The sequence below is a fragment of the Xenorhabdus bakwenae genome, assembly GCF_030272115.1.
Taxonomy (GTDB): Bacteria; Pseudomonadota; Gammaproteobacteria; order Enterobacterales; family Enterobacteriaceae; genus Xenorhabdus; species Xenorhabdus bakwenae.
The window spans coordinates 511,983-537,077 of the sequence record NZ_CP119194.1 but is presented as its reverse complement, the minus strand read 5'-3'; the positions used below and the strand labels follow the sequence as shown (position 1 = coordinate 537,077).

At 44.1% G+C, this 25,095-nt stretch carries 21 protein-coding genes and 2 pseudogenes; 15 read left to right on the top strand and 8 right to left on the bottom strand.

Annotated features, from left to right (window positions below; all coding sequences use genetic code 11):
* The first annotated feature begins 183 nt into the window (after positions 1-183).
* A complete protein-coding gene (locus PXH59_RS03170) occupies positions 184-306 on the top strand; it encodes a hypothetical protein (RefSeq protein ID WP_255334780.1) in 123 nt (40 codons plus the stop codon).
* Between the two features lie 40 nt (positions 307-346).
* On the opposite strand, the gene PXH59_RS03165 is transcribed toward PXH59_RS03170, so the two are convergent.
* A complete protein-coding gene (locus PXH59_RS03165) occupies positions 347-733 on the bottom strand; it encodes a LecA/PA-IL family lectin (RefSeq protein ID WP_047767473.1) in 387 nt (128 codons plus the stop codon).
* A 690-nt stretch (positions 734-1,423) separates the two neighbouring features.
* Here PXH59_RS03165 and PXH59_RS03160 point away from each other — a divergent pair.
* Positions 1,424-1,591: pseudogene (locus PXH59_RS03160) on the top strand (isocitrate/isopropylmalate family dehydrogenase); the annotation flags it as partial.
* A 128-nt stretch (positions 1,592-1,719) separates the two neighbouring features.
* On the top strand, positions 1,720-2,103 hold the full coding sequence (locus PXH59_RS03155) for a putative signal transducing protein (RefSeq protein WP_047767469.1): 384 nt from the start codon (positions 1,720-1,722) through the stop codon (positions 2,101-2,103).
* A gap of 168 nt (positions 2,104-2,271) precedes the next feature.
* On the opposite strand, the gene PXH59_RS03150 is transcribed toward PXH59_RS03155, so the two are convergent.
* A complete protein-coding gene (locus PXH59_RS03150; protein ID WP_047767467.1) occupies positions 2,272-2,643 on the bottom strand; it encodes a hypothetical protein in 372 nt (123 codons plus the stop codon).
* Between the two features lie 78 nt (positions 2,644-2,721).
* Positions 2,722-2,862 (bottom strand): hypothetical protein, encoded by a 141-nt coding sequence (locus PXH59_RS03145; protein WP_285810305.1) that lies wholly within the window; start codon positions 2,860-2,862, stop codon positions 2,722-2,724.
* A gap of 163 nt (positions 2,863-3,025) precedes the next feature.
* On the opposite strand from PXH59_RS03145, the gene bepA reads away from it, so the two are divergent.
* Positions 3,026-4,489 carry a beta-barrel assembly-enhancing protease gene (gene bepA, locus PXH59_RS03140; RefSeq protein ID WP_047767465.1) on the top strand — a complete coding sequence of 488 codons (1,464 nt, stop codon included), beginning with the start codon at positions 3,026-3,028 and terminating at the stop codon, positions 4,487-4,489.
* Between the two features lie 10 nt (positions 4,490-4,499).
* Positions 4,500-4,871 carry an arsenate reductase (glutaredoxin) gene (gene arsC / locus PXH59_RS03135; RefSeq protein WP_285810304.1) on the top strand — a complete coding sequence of 124 codons (372 nt, stop codon included), beginning with the start codon at positions 4,500-4,502 and terminating at the stop codon, positions 4,869-4,871.
* A gap of 82 nt (positions 4,872-4,953) precedes the next feature.
* Here the strand turns inward: arsC and hda are convergent, their stop codons facing one another.
* From hda to upp, 5 genes and pseudogenes are all read right to left on the bottom strand, one after another.
* Complete coding sequence (gene hda / locus PXH59_RS03130) at positions 4,954-5,661, bottom strand: DnaA inactivator Hda (protein ID WP_047767461.1); 708 nt, start codon at positions 5,659-5,661, stop codon at positions 4,954-4,956.
* A 295-nt stretch (positions 5,662-5,956) separates the two neighbouring features.
* Complete coding sequence (locus tag PXH59_RS03125) at positions 5,957-6,505, bottom strand: IS630 family transposase (protein WP_285811610.1); 549 nt, start codon at positions 6,503-6,505, stop codon at positions 5,957-5,959.
* Positions 6,474-6,797, bottom strand: coding sequence for an IS630 transposase-related protein (locus PXH59_RS03120; RefSeq protein ID WP_285808283.1), 324 nt, complete (start codon positions 6,795-6,797; stop codon positions 6,474-6,476). The genes PXH59_RS03125 and PXH59_RS03120 overlap by 32 nt, the downstream gene beginning before the upstream one ends.
* A 254-nt stretch (positions 6,798-7,051) precedes the next feature.
* Complete coding sequence (uraA, locus tag PXH59_RS03115) at positions 7,052-8,362, bottom strand: uracil permease (protein WP_285810303.1); 1,311 nt, start codon at positions 8,360-8,362, stop codon at positions 7,052-7,054.
* 75 nt (positions 8,363-8,437) lie between these two features.
* Positions 8,438-9,065: pseudogene (gene upp, locus PXH59_RS03110) on the bottom strand (uracil phosphoribosyltransferase).
* Positions 9,066-9,289: 224 nt separating this feature from the next.
* Between upp and purM the strand changes: the two are divergent.
* The 10 genes from purM to mdtC all read left to right on the top strand — a co-directional run bounded on the left by purM (position 9,290) and on the right by mdtC (position 25,077).
* The gene (gene purM / locus PXH59_RS03105; protein WP_285810302.1) at positions 9,290-10,333 is read left to right on the top strand and encodes a phosphoribosylformylglycinamidine cyclo-ligase; all 1,044 of its coding nucleotides are present in this window, start codon (positions 9,290-9,292) and stop codon (positions 10,331-10,333) included.
* A gap of 144 nt (positions 10,334-10,477) precedes the next feature.
* Positions 10,478-11,116: a phosphoribosylglycinamide formyltransferase gene (gene purN, locus PXH59_RS03100; RefSeq protein ID WP_285810301.1), complete on the top strand. Its 639-nt coding sequence runs from the start codon at positions 10,478-10,480 to the stop codon at positions 11,114-11,116.
* Between the two features lie 189 nt (positions 11,117-11,305).
* Complete coding sequence (speG, locus tag PXH59_RS03095; protein WP_285810300.1) at positions 11,306-11,884, top strand: spermidine N1-acetyltransferase; 579 nt, start codon at positions 11,306-11,308, stop codon at positions 11,882-11,884.
* A 38-nt stretch (positions 11,885-11,922) separates the two neighbouring features.
* Positions 11,923-13,992 carry a polyphosphate kinase 1 gene (ppk1, locus tag PXH59_RS03090; protein ID WP_047767449.1) on the top strand — a complete coding sequence of 690 codons (2,070 nt, stop codon included), beginning with the start codon at positions 11,923-11,925 and terminating at the stop codon, positions 13,990-13,992.
* Between the two features lie 3 nt (positions 13,993-13,995).
* The gene (ppx, locus tag PXH59_RS03085; protein WP_047767447.1) at positions 13,996-15,528 is read left to right on the top strand and encodes an exopolyphosphatase; all 1,533 of its coding nucleotides are present in this window, start codon (positions 13,996-13,998) and stop codon (positions 15,526-15,528) included.
* A 12-nt stretch (positions 15,529-15,540) separates the two neighbouring features.
* Complete coding sequence (locus PXH59_RS03080; protein ID WP_285810299.1) at positions 15,541-15,717, top strand: YfgG family protein; 177 nt, start codon at positions 15,541-15,543, stop codon at positions 15,715-15,717.
* Positions 15,718-15,787: 70 nt separating this feature from the next.
* A complete protein-coding gene (gene mgtE, locus PXH59_RS03075) occupies positions 15,788-17,251 on the top strand; it encodes a magnesium transporter (RefSeq protein WP_285810298.1) in 1,464 nt (487 codons plus the stop codon).
* 340 nt (positions 17,252-17,591) lie between these two features.
* A complete protein-coding gene (locus PXH59_RS03070) occupies positions 17,592-18,821 on the top strand; it encodes an MdtA/MuxA family multidrug efflux RND transporter periplasmic adaptor subunit (RefSeq protein ID WP_047767444.1) in 1,230 nt (409 codons plus the stop codon).
* Positions 18,821-21,982: an MdtB/MuxB family multidrug efflux RND transporter permease subunit gene (locus PXH59_RS03065; protein ID WP_285810297.1), complete on the top strand. Its 3,162-nt coding sequence runs from the start codon at positions 18,821-18,823 to the stop codon at positions 21,980-21,982. Before PXH59_RS03070 ends, PXH59_RS03065 begins: the two co-directional genes overlap by 1 nt.
* Positions 21,979-25,077 carry a multidrug efflux RND transporter permease subunit MdtC gene (mdtC, locus tag PXH59_RS03060; protein WP_285810296.1) on the top strand — a complete coding sequence of 1,033 codons (3,099 nt, stop codon included), beginning with the start codon at positions 21,979-21,981 and terminating at the stop codon, positions 25,075-25,077. Before PXH59_RS03065 ends, mdtC begins: the two co-directional genes overlap by 4 nt.
* The last annotated feature ends 18 nt before the right edge of the window (positions 25,078-25,095 follow it).

Below are 25,095 nucleotides of genomic sequence, written 5' to 3'. Positions count from 1 at the left end.
TGATCTCCACCCGCATAGCGGGTGGTTTTATGTTTAAGAAGCATAGGGCTTCTTAAACTGGCTAAAGCCCTAAGTAACAATAGGGGCACGCAGCCCCTATATTTATTTCGGCTGTTCCGGCCATTGGATATCGGGGCGGTAGCGCAATCTACCCGATTGAGCAGTACCCGATATTTGCGTCATGTGTCTAATGACCCTCCTGATGCCGAACCCTGCGACATTCCCGAAGGTTGTCGCTTAGATGTCCGCGTCCAGATGCCAGAGGATTCGGTGTGGAATGCGGGGCAGGAGAAAGTTGAAACGTAAAATAAACCCGCAGAAATTGCGGGTTGAGTAATTTCGCTATCTATCTATTGATTTCTTCAAGGGAACTTAAAATCTCGGAAGATTCCACTATGATATCAACTGAAAATTCACCTGAATTATCACCATATGCGTCCGAACTATCGTCAAATAGAAGTATCAATTCACCATCTATGGGGACTCTTCTGCGTAGTACGCCATTTCCTATTTTGTAGGTTTTGTTGGCGATTTTAGCAATTAAAGATAGGCTGGGTTTTGCAGGTTGGTAAACTGGCATGGTACCTTCAGGTGCTGCCCAGTTAATATTACCGTAGCCGTATTTTATCCAGCCTCTGGCAACAACAGATATTACATCTCCTGCTTTAAGCAAAAGCCCTGTAGGTTGACCTTGCTCAGCATTAGCAGGAACAACTCCAGACCAATCATACATAGTATTACCTCCAATTATGTTTTTATAACGTTATGAAGGCGGTGGGAGACTTCTCCGCCTGTGAACATCAATAAAATCGGTTCATTAATACTGGAGAGTGCGACTTGATTTAGGATGGCACGGAATGGCTGATAGGGAATTAATAAAATCTATTTCCCTATGGTTGATAAAGCTTGGTATGACAAAGTGAAATCAGAAAGTGACATAAAGAGGATAATTATTCCCTTTTAACTCATTGATTATTGCATTCATCCTCAGTTTGGCCTGTCACTCAGCGAAACTTTCCGTTAATGGGATTTAAAAGCCCATTAAGGTGATAATTCATGGAGAGGTACCCTCAAAATAGCGACTTTAAACAAGGGATTAAGTCGTTTTGTCCAGCCCCTTGCGCACAAGTAACATTCTGAAAAAGAAGGAATATATCCTTTTTGTCCAGTGCCTTTATTAGAGGGCTTGGATTCAAGTCCTACTGTGTGGTGATTCCCCGATTTTAAATCAGGAAATTTTAGCAATGTGTTTTTTGGGATTTTTAGCGATTTAATGTGGATTTGGTTAGATTTTTGTTTCTGCAAAACTTTTATTAAGATTATATAAAACAATAAGTTATTTAAGTGATTTTATATATATAAAACCGATGTGGCAGACCTTAAATACTCAATATATACAGTTAGTTACTATATGCATCGTATCCTGTTGTTACGCCACATGGGATGGTTCGAGGCTGCTGACTTAATCGTTAAAGGTGTTGAAGGTTCCATTGCTGCCAAGACCGTAACTTACGATTTTGAGCGTCTAATGGAAGGTGCTAAGCTGCTGAAATGTAGCGAATTCGGCGATGCAATTATCTCACATATGTAATTAATTACTTAACTGAATAGATGACGGGAGCTTAATGGTTCCCGTTGTTTTTGACTATTAAATAATGAAGGGGGACAATGCAGTGTTAGGCTATACTGATTTATAAATCATCTGATTATGGTGTGCTTATGTGGAATAGTCATCCGCAAAGAGGAAATATGCAGTTATTAGCGAATTTTCTATCGCCAATCGATGCTCACATCGTCTTGGGCAGAATATTATCAGAAGATATTTATGCAGTCGTGATAGATGAAGGCATTGTATGGAATAACTATATGTATTCCCAGGCATTTGGTGGTGTTAAACTGCTTGTCCACTCTGCTGATATAGAACGCGCAAAAGTGATACTTACTGAAATTGAGGATAATAAGTTCTTGTTAGATAAAGCAGAGTCTAACCAGGACAATGAGAAAAAATTATCGTTTCAATATCATTTTTCTGAGTTAATAAATACTTTTTTAGTCCTTTTATTGTTTTTAATATTCGGTATAGCATTGCCATTAATAAGCTGAAATTAAATTCCTTTCGGATGATTTAATTTAAATAAATTCATCCCCGATAAAAAGTCATCCGTTGATGCTGTATTTTTTCACAGTCATGTTTCTATCCGGCCCGGCTCTATTGACAACAAGACTAATAAAAAATAGAGCGACAACATAAGTAAATCGCTCTACAGGAGTCTATTTTGTACTGCCGGATAAAGCATGTTTTGTTTGTACTTTACATGCTTCAACAGATTTATCCAGTGATTCGTCAAAATGACGCGTGCTTGGAAAGGCTTGTTTATTTTTTCTGACTTCTGTGACCGTTTGTTTGATGGATGTCATAAATTCATCCTTGTTGCTTTGGATCTCTTTAAGATCAAATCCCTTGCTAGTTAATTCATTGAACGCCTTTTGCGCTATCGTGTCGGGTGAGTCATGGGTTTTAAATGCTTCGACAGAGGCTTTCCCGAACAAGTTACAATAAGTTTCTGCGGTCTTATCTGCATTAGCATGTGCCGCATATGAGAAGAATGGGGTAAGGAAAATGGGCAATAAAAGACGTTTCATAATTTCCTCTTGATCGACTATACCACGATAGTAGTAACAACTTTAACAGGAACGACAACATTAACAATAGTACATAACTCAACGTTTGTGCCGGATCTCAGCGGATAAAACAGTTACTATTGCACCATTAACCAGTGAACGTTGAGGCAGGATGTCGCTTATATCCACGTCTAAGAGTACGCTTGCCCCATTCACATAACCCTCTTTGTCATCCCACATCCAAGCGACCGCCGGCACTTTGTGTAGGGGAAGAGAGAGGCTTATTTCATTATTTTTCACTAAAATTTATTATAATTAATGGTTTTAAGGTACTCTTTTATCATAAAAGTATTCATGAAATTGATAGCTAAAACGGAGCACACTATTTTATGAGAATCACTTTATGAGAAAAACATCCAGAAAATCTTTGATAACTCTTTTTATCGGCCTGTTGTTATCGGGGAATTCTCCTGTATTCTCTGCACCGGCTGAAGATTCACTACCTGATATCGGCACCACAGCAGGGGCCACCCTCAGCATTAATCAGGAAATGGCTATAGGGGATTTTTATATACGCTCGATAAGGGGCCAGGCCCCGCTGATTTATGATCCGTTGCTGACTCAATACATTAATCAATTAGGCCAAAGGCTAGCCAATCATGCCGATGCAGTCAAAACCCCTTTTCATTTCTATCTGTTAGATAACTCTAATATTAATGCCCTTGCACTTTTCGGTGGTAATGTTGTTCTTTATTCAGGCCTGTTTCGCTATAGCAACAATGAAAGTGAACTGGCATCTGTCATGGCCCATGAGATTTCCCACATTACCCAACGACACTTAGCACGATCAATGGAAGAACAAAAACGTACCAGCCCTCTGGCATGGGCTGGCACATTGGGTTCTATCCTACTGATGATAGCCAACCCACAAGCAGGCATGGCTGCACTCAGCGGTACACTGGCAGGCGTCCAACAAGGCATGATCAGTTTTACCCAATCGAATGAGCAAGAAGCTGATCGTATCGGAATGCAAACGCTCAGTCGGACAGGATTTGATCCAAACGGTATGCCTGATTTTATGCAAATACTGGTAGATCAGTCTCGCTATAGCTCCAGGCTACCTGAAATGCTCTATACTCACCCACTCCCTGCCAGCCGTTTGGCCGACGCCCGTAATCGGGCAAATCAATATCCAGCGAAAGCGGTGCCAGAATCTCAGGATTTTCTGCTCGCCCGTATCCGTATTTTAACCCTGTATTCAACTGATCAACGTCCCTATATTGATCAATGGCTAAAGAAATATCGTCAGGGAACGGCCAAAGAACAGCTTGCGGCGGCCTATGGACAAGCTATTTTGCTTTCTGAAGATAAAAAGTATGCTGAAGCCAGAGTTATACTCTCTCCATTGCTAGATAAACAACCAGATAACATTTGGTTTATTGATACAATGACGGATATTGACATCGGGCAAAAACAGTATGCTAATGCTATCAATCGCTTACAGGATGCACTTAAGAAACAGAAAAATCATCGGGTATTGCAAATTAACCTCGCCAATGCCTATTTGATGGATAAAAAGTATTTTCTGGCATCACAACTTCTGTTTCGTTATACCTTTAATTACCCTGACGACCTTAATGGCTGGATACTGTTAAGAAAGACTGCTGGAGAGCAAGGGAAAAACAATGATGAACTCGCCGCCTATGCAGAAGTTATGGCATTGCAAGGTAATTTTAGCGCCGCGATAGAACAATTAAGCAAAGCCAGTGCATTGGCAAAACTGGGCAGTTATGAACAAGAACGATATGATGCCCGTATTGATCAATTACGCCAACAACAACAAAGTTATGAACGATATAAAAAATGAAGGGTTTTATATGCAACATGTTGACGCACGAAAAGTCACTTTTTACCACAATCCCCGTTGCTCAAAGAGCCGTGAAACTCTTAAGCTGATTGAAGAGCGGGGTATTACGCCGGAAATCATTCACTATCTTGATACCCCTCCGACAGCAGGACAACTTGCCGTACTATTAAAACAATTGGGGTTCAAAGATGCCCGCCAATTGATGCGTACTAAGGAAGATCTCTACCAGGCATTAAACCTTGGCGATACTACCTTATCCCAAGACGTATTGCTTCAGGCGATGGCTGAAAACCCTAAACTAATTGAACGCCCGATTGTTGTTGTCGGTGATAACGCTCGTTTGGGACGTCCCCCTGAACAAGTTAAAGAAATTCTATGGTAAATATTTTTCAATAAAAAAGTGATAGAGAACCTATTTCTATCACTTTTTTATCTTGATCTCATTCCCTTACTGCTTTACTGACTCAAAGCTCAAGGATATCTTTTACAAACGGGATCGTTAGTTTACGTTGCGCCACAATGGAAGCACGGTCAAGTTCATCTAACGTCCTGAACAACGTTTGCATTTCCCTATCGAGTCGTTTCAACACAAAACGCCCTACATCTTCCGGCAATTCAAAACCCCGTAATTTGGCCCGTAATTGCAATGCCTGGATTTTCTCATCATCTGACAGAGGTTGTAATTTATAAATTTGCCCCCAATCGAGACGAGATGCCAAATCCGGTAGTGTCAGGTTAATTTGCCGAGGAGGACGATCACCGGTGATCAAAAGACAAGTCCGGCCAATTTCTACAATGCGGTTGTAAAGATTGAAAATCGCCATCTCCCATGCCTGATCACCAGCAATACACTCAATATTATCGATGCACACTAATGATAAATGTTCCATACCATCAAGGACTTCAGGGACAAAATAGGCGCGTTTATCCAATGGTACATACCCTACAGCTTCTCCCTGTTGGGACAATTCGGCACAGGCTGCGTGTAGCAAATGGCTCTTACCCCCGCCATCGCGGGACCAGAAATAGATATAACTACCGTGTGACTGACTAATGGCCAATTTTATTGCAGCTAATAAGGAAGTATTCTCACCTGCAAAGAAACTGGCAAAAGTTTCATCATCGGGCAAATATAATGGTAGTGAAAGCTGCGACGGTGTATTCAGAAGCACCTCAAACAGAATGGATAACGAACAGTGCTAAGTCTACCACAAAAAGTCTCTATAAATGAAACGAATGCTTTGGTGAAAGCAGGAGATTATCATCAAAGCACACGCCCCCATAAAATGAGCAAATTACGACCAACAATAATCAATATTACCAATCCAACTTCAGGATGCGTGTTATATTTCCCATTTAGCATTCATGATCTTAGCATTCTTTTCTTTAATGGCAGGTGAAGCAAATTTTAAGTTTTTTTATAGCGATAATAATTTTAATACCTCTTGCTATATTTATATAGCAGAATCAACATAACCTGACACACTCGATGTGCTCGGTGAACACCTCATCAACTGAACATCTTTTTTGTCTTCTTATCGCTTTTGCCCCACCCCATTTGTGTTCTATGGGATTCAAGTCCGGACTATAAGCGGGCAGCCACTCTAATTGATATTGACTCTCTGCTATCGCTTGTATCGTATCAAGTCGTTTATGAAAACGCGCATTATCCATGACTATCACGGCACCGTGTGGGAGTTTGGGCAATAAATCCTGCGTCACCCACGCATGAAAGACATCGGCGTTAATGTTGCCAGTAAATAAGCTTAAGGTGATGAACGTATTTTCGAGAATGGCTCCAATCACGTTAATACGGCCTTTCGCGTGCCAATCCTGTGTACCAAAACAACGCTGCCCTTTCTCTGAATACCCGTATATCCGTGGCATTGACTGCGCGAAACCACTTTCATCCAAATACACAATCGGTTTGCCTTCCTGTTTATAGCCGCTGATGCGCTCGACAAACGCCTGACGAAGCTGAGGATCAGCGCGAGGATGTTTTAAGGTTTTTTTTATGAGTGAGGCGAAGCCGTTTCAACGCGTAATGAATCGCCGATTGTGAGACCCCTAAGCGCTTTGCTCTTTCCCATTGATAGTCATCAGGAAAATTTTGGACATCCGCGATGAGCACCTCATCAGGAATTTTCATGGGAGGCTTATCACGCGTCATGCAAGGTTCTATTTTATGACTCCACCGGAACAGGGTACGAATAGAAATCTCAAAATGGGCACTCGTTTGTTCGAAAGTCAACGAATGCTTATCTTTGTATGCCAGTACTCTTTTTCGAAAATCTAGACTGTAACCCATTTCACTTTATGCCTTGTCATTTTGGATTTGGATATTATGACATATTAGTATGATTTTGCTATAACTTCTTTTAAGTCAGCTTATGAGTCGTTTATATTTATGAAAAAACATAAACGACTCTAATAAATATTTACCCCAGATAGAGCATTTAAGACATCACCGTCAGCCCGGTTTTCTACCGGAAATTGCCGCCGATCTTATTGCTTATACATTCCAATCTAAAAAAAATTTCCAATTTCTTTCATTGACGTATTTTATTCTACTACTTCACTCTTCTTATCATTTCTGATTGATTCCACAGAAGAGTTAATATACGGCTCTTCTGGGCGGATAAAGTTGAGCAGTTTAAAAAACAGGCTTAAACCAATCCCCACAACCGTTGCAAGCGCCATACCTTTTAATTCTACCGCACCGATCTGAATTTTCGCTCCGCTGACACCAATAATCAAAATAATGGAAGTCAGGATCAGGTTTTGTGCCTTACTGTAATCCACCTTCGCATCAATCAAAACTCGAATACCTGATGCCCCAATGACACCATACAATAACAGGGAAACACCGCCCATTACAGGAACTGGGATCATCTGGATCGCGGCCGACAATTTACCGACACAAGAAAGCAATATTGCCATTATCGCAGCACCACCAATCACCCATGTACTGTACACACGGGTCAGCGCCATAACACCAATATTTTCACCATAAGTCGTGTTAGGTGTTGAACCAAAGAAACCCGAAATTATCGTTGAAAAACCATTGGCAAACATTGAACGATGCAGACCGGGGTTTTTAAATAAATCTTTCTGCACAATATTGGCTGTTACCACTAAATGCCCGACGTGCTCAGCAATAACCACCAGCGCCGCAGGTAAAATTGTCATCATGGCAAACCATTCAAAACGCGGCGTATAGAACGTCGGTAATGCAAACCACGGTGCTTCACGGACTGGCGTTAAATCTACAACGCCCATAAAAAATGACAGCGCATACCCGACTAAAACACCCGTCAGAATCGGAATAATCGCCATAAAACCACGGAATATCACCGATCCCAAGATGGTCACACCTAACGTCACCATAGATATGGTCAGGTTGGTCAGATTCATTTCAGTGTCTGCCGCTGGACGCAATCCCGCCATATCAGCAGCAACACCTGCCAATTCCAGGCCGATCACGGCAACAATCGCTCCCATCGCGGCCGGTGGAAACATTGCATTGATCCATCCCCTTCCTGCAACTTTAACAATCAGGGCCACCAGACAAAACAGCAAACCACAGACAATAAATCCCCCCAATGCCAATTCATATCCCAGAGGCAGTAATAACAATACAGGAGAAATAAAAGCAAAACTGGAACCTAAGTAAGCCGGAATTCTTCCTTTGCAAATGAATAAATACAGCAATGTTCCGATGCCATTGAATAACAAAATTGTCGCGGGATTTACTTTAAACAAAATGGGAACCAAAACGGTTGCACCAAACATGGCAAACAGATGCTGCAAACTTAAAGGAATAATCTGTGCCAAAGGCGGTCTTTCTTCTACGCCAATAGTCCGACGGGTCATTATTGATATCCTCTTATATCTTATATCACCTTGCCAGAAACCCAAAAAAGCCGACTTATTAGCCGGCTATCAATGTTATTTGGTGCCAAATATTTTATCACCCGCATCCCCTAAACCCGGGACGATGTAGCCATCTTCATTGAGATAGTTATCAATTGAAGCGGTATACAGTTCAACATCAGGGTGAGCCTTCTCCAGTGCTGCGATCCCTTCCGGCGCAGCAACCAAAACTAATACCTTAATGGCAGAGCATCCCGCTTTTTTTCAACAAATCAATGGTAGCGATCATGGAGCCACCGGTTGCCAACATCGGATCAACCACTAATGCCATGCGTTCATTAATATCGGAGACTAATTTCTGAAAATAAGGCACGGGTTCAAGGGTTTCTTCATCACGATATACACCAACAACACTGATTCGTGCACTAGGGATATTTTCCAGTACACCATCCATCATACCCAGGCCCGCCCGCAGGATAGGGACTACCGTAATTTTTTTTCCTTTAATCTGATCTATCTCTACCGGACCACACCATCCGTCAATGGTCACTTTCTCGACTGCCAAATCAGCAGTTGCTTCATATGTCAGAAGACTCCCCACCTCTGAAGCCAGTTCACGAAAGCGTTTGGTGCTGATATCATGATCTCGCATCAGGCCAAGTTTATGTTTAACTAGCGGGTGTTTAACCTCAACGATTTTCATGGGTTTCTCCTAATAGCCGGCAGATAAAAAAATCGCGGGATTATAACTCCTTTTCGGTATCAAACCACTACCAATCTATTAATTTTTATCACTAACGCGTTATTTTCTTCGATCCCGACCTAACAGGAAACCGATATAAAGCTATCGCAAACGTTTGCTTAGGCTGTTAGAATTGTCGCCGTTCTGTTTTATTTATAAAAATGCAACCGCCTGGGAGCTACGCAGTGACCAACAAAACCTCTCTTAGCTATAAAGATGCTGGTGTCGATATTGATGCCGGTAATGTCTTAGTCAATCGTATCAAAGGTGTCGTAAAACAGACCCGTCGCCCCGAAGTGATGGGAGGATTAGGTGGTTTCGGTGCATTATGTGCCCTGCCACAGAAATATCGAGAACCGGTGTTAGTTTCCGGTACAGATGGCGTGGGGACTAAACTGCGTCTGGCCATGGACTTGAAACGCCATGACACGATCGGAATTGATTTGGTCGCTATGTGTGTCAATGATCTGGTTGTACAAGGTGCCGAACCTCTTTTCTTCCTTGATTACTATGCTACCGGCAAACTGGATGTCGACACAGCCGCCAGTGTCATCACGGGCATAGCAGAAGGCTGCAAACAAGCAGGCTGTGCATTAGTCGGTGGTGAAACGGCAGAAATGCCCGGCATGTATCACGGTGAAGATTATGATGTCGCGGGTTTTTGCGTTGGTGTTGTTGAAAAATCGGCAATTATTGACGGCAGTCAGGTTCAGACCGGTGATGCCCTGATTGCACTTGCATCCAGCGGGCCGCACTCCAATGGTTATTCTTTAATCCGTAAAATTCTCGAGGTAAGTCAGACAGATCCAGAGGCTACCGAACTTGAAGGAAAACCACTCGCCGATCACTTACTTGCCCCAACCCAAATTTACGTCAAATCCATTCTGGCGCTGATTGAAAAAGTGGATGTTCATGCGATTGCACATCTGACCGGCGGCGGCTTCTGGGAAAATATTCCACGTGTTCTGCCAGAAAATAGGCAGGCCAGAATTAAAGCTGACAGTTGGCAATGGCCGGCGATTTTTACCTGGTTACAGCAAGCCGGTAATGTCAGCGAGCATGAAATGTACCGCACATTTAACTGCGGAGTCGGTATGATAATCGCACTTCCTCAGTCTCAGGCAGAACAAGCGATTTCGTATCTGACTGCGTCAGGCGAAAATGCATGGCAAATTGGAACAATTGCTGAAATTAATGCCGATGAGCAACCTGTCGTTATTATAAAATAAGCTATTACAAAATAAGCTATTACAAAATAAGCTATTACAAAATAAATAGCTTGTCTGATTGATTTCAAGTTACAGCCAATAAAGCTGTAGCTTGAAAAAATGAAGTGCATATTAATCAATGAATTTCTTCAGTGAAAACCCGTTATGAAAAAAATTGTCGTTTTAGTCTCCGGCAATGGCAGCAATCTTCAATCCATTATTGACGCCTGCCAGCAAAACCGAATTAATGGATATATTGCTGCGGTTTTCAGTAATAATGCTGATGCCTATGGCCTGCAACGTGCTGAACAAGCAGATATCCCTGCCCACTTTATCAACCCGAAAACTTATGCAGATCGTACAAGTTATGATATCGCCCTACTCAGCGCTATTGATCAATACGCTCCCGATTTAGTGGTCTTAGCCGGTTATATGAAAATCTTATCGCCCGAATTTGTCCAGCACTACTATGGGCGTCTGCTCAATATTCATCCTTCCCTCTTGCCTAAATATCCCGGCCTGCATACCCATCGGAAGGCCATTGAAAATGGGGATAAAGAACATGGTACGTCCGTCCATTTTGTTACTGAAAAATTGGATGGCGGCCCTATTATTTTACAAGCTAAAGTACCGATTTTTGCGGGAGATAAAGAAGCCGAAATCATCGGGCGTGTACAAACTCAGGAACACCGTATTTATCCTTTGGTCATCGGCTGGTTTTTAGAGCAACGTTTGGTTATGGAAGGCAGTAACGCCATTATGGATGGCAAGATCCTGCCTCCACAGGGTTACGCATCAGAATAATTAACCTGCTGACTTCAACTTACGGCTCTGTGTTAGCGGATTTTGTTATAATGTTTTTTAAGTGCTATATTCCAGTAAGACTTTGCTGTAAGTTGCTATTTTGGATTGATTTATCTGGCAATAATTATTTATTCAATATCAAATATATTTATACCCTATCGATTTCACTACAAAACACTGAGGTATCCAATGTCCAGTGGTTCGGAAAATCCATCGGTAAATTTACGTCCTCTTGAACGAGAAGATCTTCCTTTTGTTCATCAACTCGATAATAACGCCAGTATTATGCGCTACTGGTTTGAAGAGCCTTATGAAGCCTTTGTTGAATTATGCGACCTCTATGACAAGCATATACATGACCAACGTGAGCGCCGTTTTATTATCGAAAGCCTGAATTCCAAAGTCGGTTTGGTGGAGCTGGTCGAGATTGATTATGTCCACCGTCGTGCGGAATTTCAGATTATCATCGCTCCGGCTTATCAAGGACAAGGTTACGCAGCGGTAGCCGTCAAACTTGCGATGGAATACGCTTTTGCTGTCTTAAATCTTTACAAACTGTATCTGGTTGTTGATAAAGAGAATACGAAAGCAATTCATATCTACAATAAATTGGGATTCCATACTGAAGGTGAATTAATCGATGAGTTTTTTGTAAACGGCTCTTATCATACCGCTATCAGGATGTGTACTTTCCAGCACCACTATTTCGCCAGGAAAACCCGTAAAACCCAAATCAGCAACATCGACTCATTAAACGCCAGCCATTAAACTAAGTGGAAAACCCAATGGAGTTGAAAGGAGTAGTAATGTCCCACGATCGTCTTTATAACGAGAAAGAACTCAGTTGGCTCTCTTTCAACGAACGTGTACTTCAGGAAGCGGCTGACAAAAGTAACCCGCTGATTGAAAGAATGAGGTTTTTAGGGATCTACTCCAACAACTTAGATGAGTTTTATAAAGTACGCTTTGCTGATGTAAAGCGGCGTATTCTTATCAGTGAAGAGCGGGGTTCAGCCACCGCTGCCCGCCAATTGTTGAAAAAGATTCAGACTAAGGTTGCCAAAATCGATCAAGAGTTCGATGCTCTCTATAACGATTTACTGCTGGAAATGGCACGTAACCAGATTTTCTTGATCAATGAACGGCAGATATCCCCGAATCAACAGATCTGGATGCGGCAATATTTTCGCCAGCATTTGCGGCCACATATCACGCCAATCGTCATCAACCCAGAAACTAATTTGGTTGAATTTCTCAAGGATGATTACACCTATTTGGCTGTTGAAATTATCCAAGGGCAAGAAACACAATATGCTTTGTTGGAAATTCCATCAGATAAAGTCCCGCGTTTCGTCAACTTGCCTCCAGAGATGCCAAAAAAACGCAAGTCAATGATATTACTTGATAATATTCTGCGTTACACGCTGGATGAAATTTTCAAAGGATTTTTCGATTACGATACCTTAAACGTCTATTCGATGAAAATGACCCGTGATTCCGAATATGATCTGGCAACAGAGATGGAATCCAGCCTGCTGGAACTGATGTCTTCTACACTGAAACAGAGACTGACGGCGGAGCCTGTACGGTTTGTTTATCAGCGTGATATGCCTGATGAAATGGTGGAACTACTGCGGAGCAAGCTGGGATTATCCAATGATGACTCGGTGATTGCAGGTGGCCGTTATCATAACTTTAAAGATTTCATCAAATTTCCCAATGAAGGCAATCGGAATCTCCAGAATAAACCCACGCCACGACTGCGCCATACCTGGTTCGACCATTTCCGCAACGGATTCGACGCTATCCGTGAAAGAGATGTTCTGCTTTATTATCCTTATCACACATTCGAACATGTGCTGGAATTGCTACGTCAGGCTTCTTTCGACCCCAGTGTGCTCTCGATTAAGATTAATATCTACCGCGTCGCAAAAGACTCTCGCATTATTGACTCCATGATCCACGCCGCATACAACGGCAAGAAAGTGACTGTCGTGGTCGAGTTACAGGCACGTTTTGACGAAGAAGCCAATATTCATTGGGCAAAACGCCTCACTGAAGCCGGTGTACATGTTATCTTCTCCGCCCTTGGCCTGAAAATTCACGCAAAACTCTTCATCATTTCGCGTCTGGAAGGGGAAGAAATTATCCGTTATGCCCATATTGGTACAGGAAATTTCAACGAAAAAACAGCGCGGCTCTATACCGATTATTCTCTGCTGACCGCCAACCCTGAAGTTACTAATGAAGTTCGCCGAGTATTTAACTTTATTGAAAACCCTTATCGGCCCGTCACATTTGATAATTTAATGGTATCGCCGCAAAATTCGCGGGCTATGCTCAATCAACTGATTACCCAGGAAATCGAAAATGCACGAGCCGGTGAATTAGCTGGCATCACGCTGAAAATTAATAATCTGGTAGATAAGGAATTGGTGGACCGCCTGTATGATGCCTCGGAAGCGGGCGTCAAGATCCGCATTCTGGTGCGCGGAATGTGCTCTTTAGTTCCCAATCAACCTGGCTTTAGTGAAAACATTCAAGTCACCAGTATTGTGGATCGTTTTCTGGAACATGATCGCGTTTATGTTTTCATCAACAAAGGCAATGAAAAAGTTTTCCTTTCTTCGGCCGACTGGATGACCCGTAACATTGACTATCGCATTGAAGTGGCCGTTTGTCTGCTCGACCCCAGACTAAAACAACAAGTTATGGATATTCTTGAACTACAATTCAGTGATACCGTCAAGGCACGATATATTGATAAGGAATTGAGCAATCGCTATGTTCCGCGAGGAAATAAGCGTAAAATCCGCGCACAGCTTGCTGTTTATGATTATTTGAAAAACCTTGAACAACCGGAATCAAGAGCCTGATCTATGCCGTTGAAACACAACACGCCAATGCCCAAACCGCAAGAAATTGCCACTATTGATTTGGGTTCCAATAGCTTTCACATGGTCATCGCCCGTATCGTCAACGGTGCATTACAGGTTATCGGGCGTTTAAAGAAACGGGTTTATCTTGCCGATGGGCTAAACAGTAAAAATGAGTTAAGCGCAGATGCCATAAACCGTGGCCTGAAATGCCTCGCTCTGTTTGCTGAACGGTTGCAGGGTTTTCCCGCAAGTAATGTCTGTTTGGTGGGAACGCATAGTTTACGTGAAGCGACCAACGTACAAGAATTTCTGCAACAGGCAAAAGAAGTTATCCCCTATTCCATTGAAATTATCTCTGGTCATGAAGAAGCTCGCCTGATTTTCATGGGCGTTGAGCATACACAACCGGAAAAAGGCCGGAAATTGGTGATTGATATTGGCGGTGGCTCAACGGAATTGGTCATTGGTGAAGACTTTGAACCGCTGTTGATTGAAAGCCGCCGTATGGGTTGCGTCAGTTTTTCTCGCCAATTCTTTCCGGACGGTATCATTAATGAGCATAATTTTCGCAAGGCACGACTCCAGGCGGCACAAAAATTGGAAAATCTCGTCTGGCAATTTCGGACAAAAGGCTGGGATTTTGCTTTAGGTGCATCGGGAACGATCAAGGCAATACACGAACAGTTGGTCGAGCTGGGTGAAAAAGATGGACTGATTACCCCAGAGCGCCTAAACATGCTGGTGAAACGTGTCCTGAAATACAAAAATTTCAATACGCTGGCATTGCCGGGATTATCTAATGACCGTAAACAAACGTTTGTTCCCGGGTTATCAATCTTGTGCGGTATTTTTGATGCTTTGCATATTCAAGAATTACGCTTGTCTCATGGTGCATTGCGGGAAGGTGTGCTGTATGAAATGGAAGATCGTTTCCGCCATCAGGATATTCGTCAACGAACGGCCAAGAGTCTTGCCGAACACTATAATATCGATCGAGAACAAGCAGCACGCGTTTGGAATACCGCCAAAAATCTTTATGACCAATGGTCAGAACAACATCCCAAACGCGTACATCCACAACTGGAATCTATTCTGCTGTGGGCGGCCATGCTGCATGAAGTCGGTTTAAGCATCAATCTGAGTGGTCTGCAACGGCATTCAGCTTACATCCTGCAAAATACCGATCTACCGGGGTTTACCCAAGAGCAGCAATCGTTGCTGGCAACACTGGTTCGTTATCATCGCAAAGCGGTTAAAGTCCATGAGCATCCCCGCTTCTATCTGTTTAAGAAAAAACAGTATCTTCCCATGCTTAAGATATTGCGATTGGCAACCTTGTTGAATAACCAACGCCAGGCGACTACAACACCGGATACACTAAGGCTAAAAACTGATCATCATCATTGGACGCTCTACTTACCTAAAAACTATCTAAAACAAAATGCGCTTGTGTTGCTCGATTTGGAGCAAGAGCAAAGCTACTGGGATGATGTGGCTGGCTGGCACTTACACATTGCAGAGGAATCAACTTAACGATATTGCGTGATGAAAAAGAAAAAGCAAACTGTTCAAATTATAAAATTGGTTCTGTTTATCAGCTTCTTTATTTTCTTTGGACGCTTTATCTATTCATTTATGGCAGCATTAGAGCATCATCAGCAAACTCAGCAGCAATTGGTGACGCCCTTACGGGGTTCGACAACAGAATATCATACCCAATAGCTGTTAAATTTATGGCGATATTATTGCAATCGCCGGTTGTTAGCCCTATTTTCTGCCTTAAAGGTTTACTATGTCACAACCAACCTTTACACCTGATAACTCAACTGTTGCCAGCCAGCACTCCCAAAAACTGGCACATATTCGTCAGCGGCTGCTTTCTCTATTCAACCACGATAAGCTCTTTGTCGATACATTATTAGGACAGGCTGATGAACATTCAGCAATCAGTGACAAAAAGTTATTGGAAAAAATAGAGGAAGTCAGTGCACTGCTAACCAGCCTGCATACCGCCGATATTGCCGATATTTTGGAAGCCTTACCTTATGATGAACGTCTCGCTTTATGGCGCCTGATCGACAATAACCAGCGCGGTGAGGTGCTGGTAGAAGCCTCCATTCCCGTTTGGGATAACCTAATCAAGGATATGACTGACGTTGAGCTGTTACGTGCCATCGGTAAACTGCACGTCGATGAACAAGCCTATATTGCAGAACATCTTCCCCGTGATACCACCCGACGCTTGCTGACTTATTTAGAGCCGGGCCAGCGCAATCGTATCCGAGAAGTCTTGCAGTACCACAAAGACAGTATCGGCCAAATGATGGATTTCGAGTTCGTGACAGTACGAAGCAATGTTACACTCGGCACCGTGCAGCGCTTTTTACGTTCCCGAGACGCCATCCCTGAAACAACAGATAAGATCTTTGTTATTGACCGCAAAAATCGTCTACAGGGAGAGCTGCCACTTACCACTTTGCTGATCAGCGTACCGGATAAATTAGTTTCCGAAGTCATGAATACGGATACCGTGACTTTCTTACCGGAGCAAAAAGGTGAAGATGCCGCCAGCGCATTTGAACGTTATGATCTGATTTCTGCCGCCGTGGTAGACAACAACGGGCGTCTGATGGGGCGCCTGACTGTTGAAGATATTGTTGATACCTTGAGTGAAGAAACGGATACCAATATTCGCCGCATGGGAGGCTTAAGCCGCGAAGAAGATGTTTTTGCGCCGGTTGGCCAGGCTGTCAAAACCCGCTGGACATGGCTTGCCATCAATTTGTGTACCGCTTTTGTGGCATCAAGGGTTATCGGGCTTTTTGAGCATACCATTTCCCAGCTCGTTGCACTTGCGACCTTAATGCCCATCGTGGCAGGTATCGGCGGCAATACCGGTAACCAAACTATCACCATGATCGTCCGTGCACTTGCGCTCCATCAAATCCAGACAGGGGGGTTTTCTTACCTGCTATTAAGGGAATTTGGCGTTGCCTTTATCAACGGCATCATCTGGGGTGGGCTGATGGGCGTGATTACTTATCTGCTCTATGGTGATCTTGCTATGGGAGGCGTCATGACAATGGCCATGATATTAAACCTGCTGATGGCCGCGCTGATGGGCGTTTTGATCCCATTTATTATGATGAAACTGGGAAGAGATCCCGCCATCGGCTCCAGTGTCATGATTACTGCCATTACCGATACAGGCGGTTTCTTTATTTTTTTAGGATTAGCAACATTATTTTTGGTTTAATTAAGTTTGCATAAATGCCGATAATTGCATCGGCGTTTTTTAATTATTAATACACTCTGTCGTCCCAAACACTGTATACCAATCCAACTTCAAGATGCGTGTTATATTTCCCTGCACAGCGGGGAAATATAAGGCCTCGCCCGCGCTCTATTTGGATACCCCATCACAAATACCATGAAAAATCACTACCAGAAACATTATCTTTTTGACACAACCTCCACATTTTCTTCATTATTGACGAATTCCTGTTGGTTACACTAATAATATATTCTTGCATCTGATTTAGCATAAGATGCCGCATGATTGGTTACCGCCATAACACTAAGAGAATGTCGAGCAAATGAATAATAAAAGCCGTTCCTATTTTTTCCAACTCACTGCAGTGCTAGCCGTGATCGTCGGAGCCATTTTCTTTGCGTGGAAATACTTCAACGTACCTTCATCAGCCGGTGACTCTCAGAATGCAGAATCAAAACCTAACCCCGCTCAACCACCAGTGCAAGTAGCGACGGCTGAAATCAAATCGATACCCCATTACTTAGGAGGATTAGGAACGGTTCTGGCGGCCAATACCGTCACTGTCACCAGCCAGGCGGAAGGTCAGTTAATCGCCCTGCATTTTAATGAGGGTCAATACGTCAAAAAAGGGGATTTGCTGGCAGAAATCGATCCCCGTTCTTTTCAAGTCAAACTTGCAAGAGCACAGGGACAATATGCCAAAGATCAAGCAACACTCGCTAACACTAAACAGGATTTGCTCCGTTTTCAGCAATTAGCGAAAAATAAACTTATCTCTCAGCAAGATCTGGATAAACAAATTTCTTTGGTTCGCCAGAACGAAGCCAGCTTACAGGCCGACCAGGCAGATATTGACGAAGCCAAACTGCAATTGACATATAGCCGTATTACAGCCCCGATTTCCGGTCGCGTCGGATTAAAACGCATTGATACCGGCAACTACGTATCTGGTGGCGGAGCAACGCCAATCGTCGTTATTACGCAAGTCGATCCTATTGATATCGTGTTCTCCCTGCCTGAAAACGATATTGATGCGGTGTTAAAGGCGCAAAAAAATCACAAAAATGTGGTTGTCATTGCATGGGATCGCAATAATCAGCAGCCGTTGGCACAAGGAAAACTCACTAGTATCGATAATCAAATTGATGTGACGACTGGCACGATCAAGATGAAGGCTCAATTCAATAATCAAGATAATGTGTTGTTTCCTAATCAATTCGTCAATATTCAGATGAAAGTCAATACGTTGAATGATGTCGTCGTGATCCCTACGGCTGGATTACAAATGGGAAATAGCGGTCATTTCGTCTGGAAAGTGGATAAAGAGAACAAGGTTAGTAAACACAAGGTCGTTGCAGGTCTGCAAGATAGTCAATTAGCGGTCATCAATAGCGGGCTGTCAGCAGGTGAGCATGTCGTCACGGATGGCATTGACAACCTGACCGAAGGTGCCAGGGTTGAGATTGTCAACCCTTTGACAATCGAAGCACTTGATACAGATAAAAATAAGAAAAATCCAGAGCAATCAAACGGTAAGACGGGGAACTCCTGATGCAATCTGATTCTCCAATGACCGGCGGAGGGCCATCCCGCCTGTTTATCCTGCGCCCTGTTGCCACGACACTGTTTATGATTGCGATCTTGCTGGCCGGGCTAATGGGTTACCGGATGCTGCCAGTTTCTGCATTGCCGCAAGTGGATTATCCAACTATTCAGGTGGTGACACTGTATCCTGGTGCCAATCCAGATGTGATGACATCCGCTGTCACTGCACCGCTGGAACGCCAATTTGGTCAGATGTCCGGCTTAAAACAAATGTCATCCAGAAGTTCCGGTGGAGCGTCTGTTATCACGTTGGTATTCCAGCTCTCACTGCCCCTGGATGTGGCTGAACAAGACGTACAGGCGGCGATCAATTCAGCCAGTAATCTGTTGCCCGATGATCTGCCGTATCCCCCCATTTACAGCAAAGTTAATCCGGCTGATCCGCCTATATTGACGCTGGCCGTAACCTCTGATGCCCTGCCGATGAGTCAGGTACAAGATATGGTAGAAACACGCATATCCCAGCGTATTTCCCAAGTCAGTGGTGTCGGTTTGGTGACCTTAGCGGGCGGGCAACGTCCCGCTGTGCGCGTGAAATTGAACGCACAGGCTTTGGCTGCCCAAGGATTAGACAGCGACGTTATCCGTTCTGCCATCATGAAAGCCAATGTGAATTCGGCAAAAGGCAGTTTTGACGGACCCACTCGCTCCATCACCATATCCTCCAACGATCAAATGAAATCTATCGATGATTACCGCAATTTAATCGTGGCTTATAAAAATAATGCGCCGATTCGCTTGCGTGATGTCGCCACCATTGAACAGGGAGTGGAGAATAACAAATTGGGCGCATGGGCAAATGAAAAACCTGCCATCGTTATCAATGTTCAGCGCCAGCCTGGAGCTAATGTTATTGAGACTACGGATAATATCCGCGTCATGTTGCCGGAATTGATCAACAGCCTGCCCAAATCAGTCAATGTGGAAATGCTGACAGATCGTACCGTCTCAATCCGCCATTCAGTCAACGATGTTCAATTTGAACTGTTGCTGGCGATTGCGCTGGTCGTCATGGTGATCTATCTGTTTTTGCGCAATGTCACCGCAACCTTGATCCCCAGTATTGCCGTACCGCTTTCACTGGTAGGGACATTTGCCGTGATGTATTTTTGCGGCTTCTCTGTCAATAACCTCACTTTAATGGCATTAACCATCGCAACCGGCTTTGTGGTGGACGATGCTATTGTGGTAATAGAAAATATTTCCCGTTACATTGAACAGGGAGAAAAACCGCTGGCGGCCGCCCTAAAAGGGGCGGGAGAAATCGGCTTTACGATTATCTCCCTGACTTTCTCATTAATCGCCGTTTTGATCCCCTTGCTGTTTATGGGGGATATCGTCGGTCGGCTATTCAGGGAATTCGCCATCACCCTTGCTGTCGCTATTTTAATTTCTGCCGTTGTCTCATTGACGCTAACGCCGATGATGTGTGCAAGGATGCTGAAACCCGAAGCTAATATTAAACACAATCGCTTCGAACAGGCGTGCGAACGCTTCTTTGAACTCATGATTGCGGTATATGCAGTCTTCCTGAAACGGGTGTTGAATCATCCCTGGATTACACTGGGTGTTGCATTCGGTACGTTGGCTCTGACCGCCCTGCTCTATATCATGATCCCCAAAGGATTCTTTCCCTTGCAAGATAACGGACTGATTCAGGGCACACTGGAAGCCCCACAATCTATTTCATTCAATGCAATGGCAGATAAGCAACGACACGTTACGGCTCTGTTATTAAAAGATCCGGCTGTGGACAATGTCACCACCTTTATTGGTGTCGATGGTAGCAATCCAACATTGAATAATGCCCGTCTTCAAATCACGTTGAAACCACTCAGAGAGCGTGACGAGAGGATTGACGAGGTGATCCCACGCCTGCAAGCGCGAATTGCTAAAGTCCCCGACGTCAAGTTATACCTGCAACCCACCCAGGATTTGACCATTGATACTCAGATCTCGCGCACGCAATACCAATTTACGTTGCAAGCTGCTTCGCTTGATGAACTCGCTGTCTGGGTGCCCAAATTGCAACATGCCCTGAAACAACGGCCAGAATTGATAGATACCGGTAACAATTGGCAGAATCAGGGGCTAGTGGCTTACCTTGATGTGAATAGGGATATGGCCAGTCGCTTTGGGATCTCTATGGCCGCCGTAGATAATGCGTTGTATAACGCTTTCGGCCAACGCTTGATTTCGACTATTTACACGCAATCAAATCAATATCGCGTTATCCTTGAGCAAGATACGAAGAATTCATCGGGGCTGGAAGCGATAAACAATCTTTATCTGACCGGTACTGATGGAAAAATGGTCCCTCTTAAAACTATTGCCACTGTCGAACAGCGGCTGGGGAACTTGTCTATCGACCATCTGCAACAATTTCCCGCTGTCATTTTTTCATTCAACGTAGCGAAAGATTCGTCCCTTGAACAAGCTGTTAATGCCGTCAAAGAGGCAGAACAAGCGATCCAAATGCCAAAAGACATCATTACCCAATTTCAGGGAGCAACGTTGGCGTTCCAGGACGCGCTCAGTAATACCCTCTGGCTGATTTTGGCTGCTGTCGTCGCCATGTATATTGTGCTCGGTATCTTGTACGAAAGCTTTATTCACCCTGTCACAATCTTATCAACCTTGCCTACCGCCGGGGTGGGTGCATTGTTGGCTCTGATGGCTGGCGGGTATGAGCTAGATATTATCGCCATCATTGGGATCATTCTCTTAATTGGTATTGTCAAGAAAAATGCCATCATGATGATCGATTTTGCCCTGGCCGCAGAGCGGGAAAAAGGAATGACGCCTTATGAAGCCATTTACCAAGCCTGCCTGTTACGTTTCAGGCCGATATTGATGACGACAATGGCAGCACTGCTGGGCGCATTGCCCCTGATGTTGAGCACCGGTATTGGTGCAGAGCTGCGCCGGCCGCTAGGGGTCAGTATGGTGGGAGGTCTGATTATGAGCCAAATCCTAACTTTGTTCACAACTCCCGTGATTTATCTGCTGTTTGATCAATTAGCACACTACCGTCGAAATAAAAACAATAAGAAAGATAAACAAATCAGGCCAGATAAATCCTCAGTTAATCATCAGGAGCCGCTGTGAAATTCTTCGCCCTATTCACCCAGCGGCCAGTTGCCACAACATTACTGAGTTTAGCCATTACCCTGTGTGGTGCGCTCAGTTTTGTCCTGCTGCCTGTATCGCCGCTGCCACAGGTTGATTTTCCCGTGATAACTGTTCAGGCTTCCATGCCCGGTGCGTCACCAGAAACGATGGCCTCTTCCGTAACGACGCCTCTGGAACGCGCATTAGGCAGGATCGCGGGGGTAAAAGAGATGTCTTCTGCCAGCTCATTGGGAACGTCTTATATTTACCTGGAATTTGATCTCAGTCGGGATATCAATGGTGCAGCCCGGGATGTTCAGGCTGCCATCAATGCCGCCCAAAGCTTGTTACCTTCCGGTATGCCAAGAAAACCAAGCTATCATAAAGCGAATCTGTCCAGCGCTCCAATCATGATTTTAACCCTCACTTCAGACAATTATAGTGAGGGGCAATTGTATGATCTTGCTTCCACCCGATTGGCCCAGAAAATTTCTCAGATAGAAGGCGTCAGCAAAGTCAGCGTTGGCGGTAGTTCATTACCGGCTATACGGGTTGAACTCAACCCAAATGCCCTCTTCAATCAAGGTGTTTCTCTTAACGATGTCAGTAATGCCATCAATAATGCTAATGTCCGATTGCCGACAGGTCATGTTGATTCCGATAACCAAATTTGGCAGCTACGCACCAATGATGAATTGAAAACACCTGACAGTTACCGTTCACTTATCGTTCATTATCATGATGGGGCACCTGTCAGGTTGCAGGACGTTGCCAGTGTGAAGAATTCGGTCGAGGATACCCGCGCCGCCGGCATGTCTGGAAATAAGTCGGCCATTGTTCTTATTATCCGCCGTGAAGCCAGTGCAAATATTATCTCAACCGTGCAGCGTATTCGTGCTCAACTCCCTGCCCTGCAAGCCTCCTTGCCTGCCAATATTCAGTTAAACGTTGCCCAGGATCGTTCTCCAACCATCCATGCTTCTCTGCAAGAAGTAGAACGTGCATTAGCCATTGCCGTCGCCCTGGTGATCCTGGTCGTGTTCCTGTTTTTACGTTCTGGCCGGGCTACGCTGATTCCGGCAATTGCCGTTCCGGTATCGCTGATTGGTACTTTTACGGCCATGTATTTATGTGGTTTCAGCTTAAACAATCTTTCGTTGATGGCATTAACCATTGCCACCGGATTTGTGGTTGATGATGCCATTGTGGTACTGGAGAATATTTCCCGCCATTTGAATGCGGGTTTAACGCCCATGCAGGCAGCCCTTAAGGGAACCAGAGAAGTCGGGTTCACTGTGCTGGCTATGAGCTTGTCACTTATTGCGGTATTTATTCCCCTTATCTTGATCGATGAATTACTCGGCAGATTGTTCCGGGATTTTGCTGTCACACTGGCAACCGCCATCGGGATTTCGCTGTTAATTTCACTGACCTTAACCCCGATGATGTGTGCACATCTGCTCAAATCCACCCCTGAAAATGCCCAGAAGCAGGCACGGGGATTCGGTAAGGTATTGTTGAGAATTCAGCAGGGCTATGCCCATTCACTGAAATGGATACTCAATCATACTCGTTGGGTATTGTTGGCATTGGTCGGCATTATTGGCCTGAATATCTGGCTCTATATCAGCATTCCGAAAACGTTTTTCCCGCAACAAGATACGGGGAAAATGTTAGGGTTTGTGGTCGCTGATCAAAATATTTCATTTCAGGCTATGCGAAAAAAGGTGGAACGCTTTATGCAAGTCGTCAATGATGATCCAACTGTGGATAATGTCGTGGGTTTCACCGGTGGTGACAGCATCAATACGGGCTTTATGTTTGTTTCGCTAAAGCCATTAAAAGAGCGTAGCGAAAGTATCCAACACGTTATCACCCGCTTAAGAAGTAAACTGACCAATGAAGCGGGAGCACGTCTATATCTGGTTCCTGTTCAGGATCTGAGAAGTGGAGGACGAGGCGGTAAATCGACTTATCAGTTTAATTTGCTGTCGGATGATTTTGACGAACTGCGTAAATGGAGTCCTGTCATCAAGAAAGCATTGGAAAAATTGCCTCAATTGGTGGATGTAAACGCCGATGAAGACGAAGAGGCGAAAGGGGCTGAAATAGCGATTACCTATGATCGTGATGTGATGGCTCGTTTAGGCATCAATGTTGCTGAGGCAAATAATTTACTCAACAACGCTTTTGGGCAAAGACAGGTTTCCACGATTTATGCCCCTTTGAATCAATATAAAGTGGTCATGGAAGTTGCACCGCAATATAACCAAGATCCCAGTGCATTGGAGAAAATGTTTGTCATTAATAGCAAAGGAGAACGCATTCCCCTCTCCTACTTTGCCCAATGGCGCCCTGCCAATGCACCATTGGATGTTTATCACCAGGAACTTTCCGCTTCTTCTACCATTGCCTTTGATGTGGCACCCGGCTATACGCTATCTGATGCAATCAGTGCAATAGAAAGAACCATAACAGAACTGGGCGTTCCTTCAGCAGTACGTAGCTCTTTTGCAGGCACCGCACAGGATTTTCAAGAGAGTGAACGTTCCCAGTTATTGGTGATTCTGGCCGCCATCGTCACTGTTTATCTGGTACTTGGTGTACTCTATGAGAGTTATATTCATCCTCTGACCATCCTTTCTACCCTGCCTTCTGCGGGTGTAGGGGCTTTACTGGCTTTGGAACTGTTCAATACGCCCTTTAGCCTAATCGCCATGATTGGCATTATGCTGTTGGTTGGTATTGTCAAGAAAAATGCCATTATCATGGTGGATTTTGCCCTTGAAGCTCAACGAAACGACAAACTCAGTGCCCGGGAAGCGATTTTTCAAGCTAGTTTATTGCGATTCCGTCCGATCATGATGACGACGCTTTCGGCCTTGTTTGGTGCTTTACCTTTAGTACTGAGCAATGGGGATGGTGCAGAATTACGTTTCCCACTGGGGATCACGATTGTTGGTGGCCTGATGGTGAGCCAACTTCTCACTTTGTATACCACTCCGGTTGTATATCTGTTTTTTGACCGATTGCGTGAAAAATGGCGCCTTCGCAAAGCCATCTCATCTCAGATAGTTGACTCAAGTCGTTGAACCAGAATGAAACTCAGG

What these genes read in the sequence shown, in the direction of transcription:
- PXH59_RS03070 (WP_047767444.1), top strand. Translation starts at nt 17,592, where the DNA reads ATGAATAATAAAAGCCGTTCCTATTTTTTCCAACTCACTGCAGTGCTA.
- speG (WP_285810300.1), top strand. Translation starts at nt 11,306, where the DNA reads ATGTCCAGTGGTTCGGAAAATCCATCGGTAAATTTACGTCCTCTTGAA.
- PXH59_RS03155 (WP_047767469.1), top strand. Translation starts at nt 1,720, where the DNA reads ATGTGGAATAGTCATCCGCAAAGAGGAAATATGCAGTTATTAGCGAAT.
- purN (WP_285810301.1), top strand. Translation starts at nt 10,478, where the DNA reads ATGAAAAAAATTGTCGTTTTAGTCTCCGGCAATGGCAGCAATCTTCAA.
- PXH59_RS03065 (WP_285810297.1), top strand. Translation starts at nt 18,821, where the DNA reads ATGCAATCTGATTCTCCAATGACCGGCGGAGGGCCATCCCGCCTGTTT.
- PXH59_RS03120 (WP_285808283.1), bottom strand. Translation starts at nt 6,797, where the DNA reads ATGGGTTACAGTCTAGATTTTCGAAAAAGAGTACTGGCATACAAAGAT.
- PXH59_RS03145 (WP_285810305.1), bottom strand. Translation starts at nt 2,862, where the DNA reads ATGTGGGATGACAAAGAGGGTTATGTGAATGGGGCAAGCGTACTCTTA.
- mgtE (WP_285810298.1), top strand. Translation starts at nt 15,788, where the DNA reads ATGTCACAACCAACCTTTACACCTGATAACTCAACTGTTGCCAGCCAG.
- uraA (WP_285810303.1), bottom strand. Translation starts at nt 8,362, where the DNA reads ATGACCCGTCGGACTATTGGCGTAGAAGAAAGACCGCCTTTGGCACAG.
- bepA (WP_047767465.1), top strand. Translation starts at nt 3,026, where the DNA reads ATGAGAAAAACATCCAGAAAATCTTTGATAACTCTTTTTATCGGCCTG.
- PXH59_RS03150 (WP_047767467.1), bottom strand. Translation starts at nt 2,643, where the DNA reads ATGAAACGTCTTTTATTGCCCATTTTCCTTACCCCATTCTTCTCATAT.
- ppx (WP_047767447.1), top strand. Translation starts at nt 13,996, where the DNA reads ATGCCGTTGAAACACAACACGCCAATGCCCAAACCGCAAGAAATTGCC.
- PXH59_RS03165 (WP_047767473.1), bottom strand. Translation starts at nt 733, where the DNA reads ATGTATGATTGGTCTGGAGTTGTTCCTGCTAATGCTGAGCAAGGTCAA.
- arsC (WP_285810304.1), top strand. Translation starts at nt 4,500, where the DNA reads ATGCAACATGTTGACGCACGAAAAGTCACTTTTTACCACAATCCCCGT.
- ppk1 (WP_047767449.1), top strand. Translation starts at nt 11,923, where the DNA reads ATGTCCCACGATCGTCTTTATAACGAGAAAGAACTCAGTTGGCTCTCT.
- PXH59_RS03080 (WP_285810299.1), top strand. Translation starts at nt 15,541, where the DNA reads ATGAAAAAGAAAAAGCAAACTGTTCAAATTATAAAATTGGTTCTGTTT.